The sequence below is a fragment of the Halomonas ventosae genome (assembly GCF_004361885.1).
Classification (GTDB): domain Bacteria; phylum Pseudomonadota; class Gammaproteobacteria; order Pseudomonadales; family Halomonadaceae; genus Halomonas; species Halomonas ventosae_C.
The window spans coordinates 1-5678 of sequence record NZ_SNWH01000040.1 but is presented as its reverse complement, the minus strand read 5'-3'; the positions used below and the strand labels follow the sequence as shown (position 1 = coordinate 5678).

Genomic DNA, 5678 nt, shown 5'->3' with positions numbered 1-5678 from the left:
GAAGGACGGCGCCACGCGCAAGGATGTCAAGGTTGCCCTGATTCGGCTGCTGTATGAGCGGGGCTACAGCCGAGAGCAGGTCGTACAGCTATTCATCATCATCGACTGGATGCTCCAGTTGCCGGTGGCTCTGGAACCCGAGTTTGTACAGGCGGTCTACGCCATTCAGGAGGAGAAGCACATGCCTTACGTAAATACGATTGAGCGCTTGGAGCGAGAGAAAGCAGTTCATGAAGGGGTAGAGGGTACACTCCGCAAGCAAATTGCCTTGAAATTTGGTGATCTACCTGAATGGGCGGATGAACGGCTGGCCTCGGCTAACGACGCTCAGCTGGATGAGTGGGTCGTACAGGTTCTGACGGCTGATAGCCTGGAAGCTCTGTTGGGTAGGCACTGATCCAGCCTTCCCCCCGTATCCCCGCCTCACGCACAAAAAGGGCAGCCCCGGTGGCTGCCCTTAGCGTATCTGACTGATTTTTTTATTTTGATGATTCTCCGTCCGGTGGCTCCCCGATGGGAGGCGGTGACACCGTCTGACCGGGCGAGGCATCGCGTGGCAGTGCCCGCTGCCGAGCCGGGCGTTCGGTTCTTCCCACCGGTAACGCCTTGGCCTGACCACCGGCCTGTGCCGGTTCTTCTGCCTTACCTTCCCCTTCTCGTGTCTCACGATCCCACGGCACCGCAGTGGCCGCCGTATCCGCCGCCGACAGCAGCGAGTCATGGCTGAGGTGCGCATAGCGCTGGGTGGTCTTCACCTGGGTATGGCCCAGCAGCTTCTGCACCTCGTAGAGCGAGCGTCCCGCATTGATCACATAGCTGGCGAAGCTATGGCGCAGATCGTGAATCCGAACGTCCCCCAGCCCCGCCTTGCGTCGGGCGGTGTCCCACGAGTGGAAGATGCTCACGAAGGGCTTGCCGGTCTTGGGATTGGGGAATAGGTAATCATTGCCCTCCATGCGTGGCAGTTTTCCCAGTAGCGTCATCATCCCCTGCGACAGCGGCACATGCCGCGTGCGTCCCGTCTTGTTGAACTCGATGCGCCACAGGCGCTGATCCAGGTCCAGGTCCGCCCACTTCGCTTCCAGCACCTCTCGCTTGCGTGCTCCGGTGAGCAACAGCATGGCGATGATGAACGGCAGCTGCGGATTGGGCGAGGCTTCCAGCGCCTCGAATAGCCGTAGCGCCTCATCGTCCTTCAAGTAGCGCTCGCGCTTGTTGTTTTCGGGGTGTAGCGGAATCCCCGACGTCGGATTGCGGGTGACACCCGCCACCTCCCATTTCAGCGCACAGTTGAAGATATAGCGGCACAGGATGATGACGCGGTTCGTTGAGCCCGGCTCGTGGCTTTGACGGTGCCGGCTGAACAGCTCGATCAGGTGCTGCCGCTTTATCTCGTCCAGGTGGAGTTTCCCCAGCACCGGGAGGATATGGTTACGCAGCAGGCACTCGTCGGTCGACCAGCTGCGCTTGTAGCCCTTGATGTGCGGCATATACGCCGATTCGACGAAGCCGGCGAACGTCGGGACCTGTTGGAGCGTGCGCCGCGTCTCGAAAGGATCTTCCCCCATCGCCACCTTCACCAGGATCTCCTGCGCCATCTGGCGGGCGTCACTGAGCTTGAGCGCACTGGCGCTGCCCAGCTTGCGCTCCACCTGCTTGCCCCGCGGATCGCGGTAGCGAAACGAGTATGTCTTGGTGCCTGATGCGAGGACGCGGCACACCAGACCTGGGGTCTCGGTATCGAAGTGGTCAACTTTGCCCCGGATGGGGGGCGTGGTACGCTCGACGAACTGTTGAGTGAGTTTCTGCTTCGGCATAGCTGGTTTCTCTCTTTTGGACGTGTAAACGCTACTGATGATAGCGTTTGAGCCTATATTTATCCAGATATGAAGGTTTCGTCAACCATGACTGATGAAAAAGTCCGCTTTGCGATGGCAATGCGCATCGGTCGCGCTGCCCTCGGCATGAATCAGCAAGAGTTCGCGCAAGCGCTGGGTGTGGCCAAATCCACGGTGGCGCGCAACGAAACGCTGGACATGGCCATGCGTGCCGACACACTGACGGCCATGCTGCGCGTGCTGCGTGAGCACGGCATCGAGATCGACGTACTGGGGTCACCGGACAGCCTGGACATCAAGGTGAGCCAGGCGGCCCTGAGTGAGGCAGCCAAGCGACTGGCGAAGTGAGGGATGCGTCAAGTGGTGAGAGCGGGGCAGGGCGGTTGCGCTTACGGTGCCAGGACGCCGATATCCGACTCAGGTGTCGCAAATGCTCCGATGACCAGGAGGGGCCACCGGCTGAGGTCGTGTGGTCGGGTAGAAATCTGGTAGAACGGCAAAACCACCGCCACGCCCCGTGGCATGCGCCTTTCAGTGCCGGGAATGGTGCGGAAATCCGTGCAGAAAATAGAAATCTGGTAGAAAACGCAGATATGATGGTTTTGAACGCACAAAAGCATCCATAAAAACAATATCTTGGCGGTTCGCCCGACTAGGAGTCTCACTGCAGGTACCGACGTGCTCGTCGCCGCTGACGCCCAGCTGGCCGATGGCGTGGCCGAAGCCGACGTGACTCGCACCACCGCCAACGACGACACCATCGAAGGGGTGGCCTCTGCGCTTTCTTCCGCGCGCACCCTCAATGCCGGCGACCAGATCGACGGCGGCGCGGGCAACGACACCCTTCAGGTCGACATGCAGGGCACCTTCAACGGCTTTACCGCCGATGGTAGCGTGACCAACGTCGAAACCATCGCGCTGAGCAACAGCGGCTCCATCGCCCGCACCTTCAACGCCACCGGCGTGGAAGGCGATGTCAACTACGTGGTCAATGCGGGCGACGCCACCGTTAACCTGTCCAACGTGGGCAGCCTCGCCGGCACCGTTGAACTGAACGGCCAGGCAAGCGGCAACGTCACCATCGGCTACGCCACCGGCGTCACCAGCGGCAACAGCGATACCCTCAACCTGAGCCTCGACAACGTGGGTACCGTGGCAGAAGGCAGCACGCCTGAAGCCGCCGTTGGCATCACCGCCGCTGGCGTTGAGAACGCGACGCTGGCTGCAACCGGCGCCAACGTGGTTGATCTGTCTAGCGTGGCCGCCACCACCTACACCACCGAAGGCGACGGCAGCCTGAAGGTCACCGACCTGGCGACTGGCTTGAAGGGCTTCGACGCTTCCGCCATGACCGGCGACCTGGACCTGACGGTCAACGCGACCACCGCCACCAAGAACGCCACCATCGCCGGGGGCGAGGGTGACGACAGCGTAACGCTGATCGGCGGCGGCACCGTTCAGTACGCCATGAGCGGCGTGGAAACCCTGAATCTCGGCAACAACACAACGGCACTGACCTACTCCGCCAAGAACACCAGCGGCGTGGAAAACATCGTCGCGACCAGCGGTTTTCAAGATGCCACCTTCGCCAGCCTGGGCAACACCGATATCGCCCTGACGCTGGAAGACGGTGCAAGCAATGCGATCATCCTGGATAACGCCGGCTCCACCACCGTCACTGTGGCTGACCCAGACGCCACCACGGCAAGCCCGGGCAGCGCATCGGCCAAGGCCACTCTGAGCAAGGCGACCTCCGCCACGGTCAATGTCGCTCAGAACATGACCTACAGCGGGACTATCGTTGCCAACCAGGCGGACAGCGTCATCGTCGCCGCGGCCGGCACACTGGGTACTTCCACCACTTCTGCTGCCATTCAGGCAGGCAACGCCACCAGCATCCAGATCAATGAAGTGGCTAAAGACTCCAGCCTGAACATCACTGCCGCCAAGGCGCAGCAGCTTAATGTCGAGGCCGCTGCGAACCTGGATCTTTCCGGCAGCTCATTGGGCGCGCTGCAGCAGCTGAGCGCCAATACCGACGGCACTCTGACGGTAAGCGACCTGGCGGCCATCAACGCCGTCGACCTGACCGGCACCGGTGCGGCTGATCTGGGCGCGCTGGGTAGCGCCGCTCTGGATCAGTACGGCATCACCGTCAACGCCGGTACGCTGGCGAATGATGGCACAGCAACAGATGCCCTGACCATCGACAGCATCACCACTGGCGGCACCAATATCGCGGTCAACGCGGCTGACGTGCTGGGCGATGTGACTGTCACTAACGCCATCACTACCGGCGGGAGAGCAAGCGGCAATGTCACACTCGACTTCAATGGCACGGGCGGCAACATCACTCTGGGTGACGTAACCGGCAAGAGCGTGACGCTGAATGCCGCCGATGCGCTGGGCACGCTGACAACGGGCACCATCACCGCTGAAACCGCTACCGTCAACGGTGCGGGGCTTGATACCAACACCATTACTGTCGATGTTTCCAAGTCTGCGACCATCGTCGGGGGTATCCAAGGCGACAACATTACCCTGTCCGACAGCACTACTGCACCAACTGCCAAGTTGAGCGGCAGCATCGACGGTGGCCTGGGTACTGACACCCTGACGTTTGGCAGCAACGCTGACCTGACCGGTATGACGGTGTCCGGCATCGAGACGTTTGATGTTGGCACCAACACTGTGACTCTTAACGCCTCTGTGGTTTCGGGTACAGATGCAACGATCAACGGCACCGCAGGTACGCTGATCCTTGAAGGCACCAGCGGTGCCGACACCATCGACCTGAGCAATCTGACCACCACTTCTGGCTCTGGCTCCATCACGGTCAATGGCGGTGCGGGTGCTGATACCATCACCGGCGGTGCGGGTGCTGATACCTTTGCTGTCGCTGCTGGTGATGCTGGTATCACCTTGGCAACTGCTGACACCATTACCGATTTCGCGACAGGAGTCGACACTCTTGATGTGACCAATGGTGGTACCGTGACACTTGCAAACGCTGCCGCTGGTGTAGCGTTCACAGACCTCGGGGCATTTGTCACTGCAGCCGAAGTGACATTCGGTGGAACGGCCGCTGATGTATATGCAGCAATCGATGCAGCGGGTAGTGGCAACACATATGTTGCAGTCGATGAAGATTCATCTGGCACCTTTGACGCTGGTGATAGCCTTATTGTCTTGACTGGCATCAACACTGATGGAGAGCTGGTTGCAGGTGATATCGCAGTCGCTTAATCCCTCTCTTTGAGAAGGATGCCTATCCTTGATAGGTAGAAGCACAATAACCCCCGGCCTCGGCTGGGGGTTTTTTATACCAGCTGATGCGTAAGGAGATCGACATGAGTGACTGGATCGCCGTATCCCGCACCCAGCACGCCGATAAACACGTTCTGTCTCGCGACGCCTATCACTTCGCCGAAAAAGAAAGGACACCCACTTTGTTCCCTAAAAAACTAAAGAGACACCCACTTTGTTCTCCCCCACTTTGTTCTTGACGTCCTCCCGGTAGCGGCTAGCCTGATTCTCAGGCTCTCCGACGAGGCACGCCCCATGACACAACCCCGCGCTGCCCTGGTGTCGCTCGACACCACGCCCTGGTACCACCTGGTCAACCGCTGCGTGCGCCGCGCCTTCCTGTGCGGCACCGATGCGGTGAGCGGCCAGAGCTACGAACATCGCAGCAAAAAACAAAGGACACCCACTTTGTTCTTCCCACTTTGTTCTTTGACGCTGTTGCCCAACCGAGCACCGGGGATGGAGCTTCCCGAGTTCAACGAATTGCAGGATCTACACGAGGTACATGACATGCTGGCCGAACGCATCAAGAAG

Annotated in this window: 4 protein-coding genes and 2 pseudogenes; 5 read left to right on the top strand and 1 reads right to left on the bottom strand. The window is 60.0% G+C overall.

Annotated elements, in window-relative coordinates:
• A pseudogene (locus DFO68_RS15085) lies at positions 1-397 on the top strand (hypothetical protein); the annotation flags it as partial.
• Positions 398-479: 82 nt separating this feature from the next.
• On the opposite strand, the gene DFO68_RS15080 reads toward DFO68_RS15085, so the two are convergent.
• The gene (locus tag DFO68_RS15080) at positions 480-1817 is read right to left on the bottom strand and encodes a tyrosine-type recombinase/integrase (protein WP_133484434.1); all 1338 of its coding nucleotides are present in this window, start codon (positions 1815-1817) and stop codon (positions 480-482) included.
• An 87-nt stretch (positions 1818-1904) separates the two neighbouring features.
• Here DFO68_RS15080 and DFO68_RS15075 point away from each other — a divergent pair, with 87 nt between their 5' ends.
• The 4 genes and pseudogenes from DFO68_RS15075 to DFO68_RS15885 form a co-directional block, all read left to right on the top strand.
• On the top strand, positions 1905-2186 hold the full coding sequence (locus DFO68_RS15075; RefSeq protein WP_166637589.1) for a helix-turn-helix domain-containing protein: 282 nt from the start codon (positions 1905-1907) through the stop codon (positions 2184-2186).
• A 330-nt stretch (positions 2187-2516) separates the two neighbouring features.
• A complete protein-coding gene (locus tag DFO68_RS15070) occupies positions 2517-5084 on the top strand; it encodes a beta strand repeat-containing protein (protein WP_133484432.1) in 2568 nt (855 codons plus the stop codon).
• A 104-nt stretch (positions 5085-5188) separates the two neighbouring features.
• Positions 5189-5344, top strand: a complete 156-nt coding sequence (locus tag DFO68_RS15565; protein ID WP_166637588.1) for a hypothetical protein — start codon at positions 5189-5191, stop codon at positions 5342-5344.
• A gap of 55 nt (positions 5345-5399) precedes the next feature.
• Positions 5400-5678: pseudogene (locus tag DFO68_RS15885) on the top strand (hypothetical protein); the annotation flags it as partial.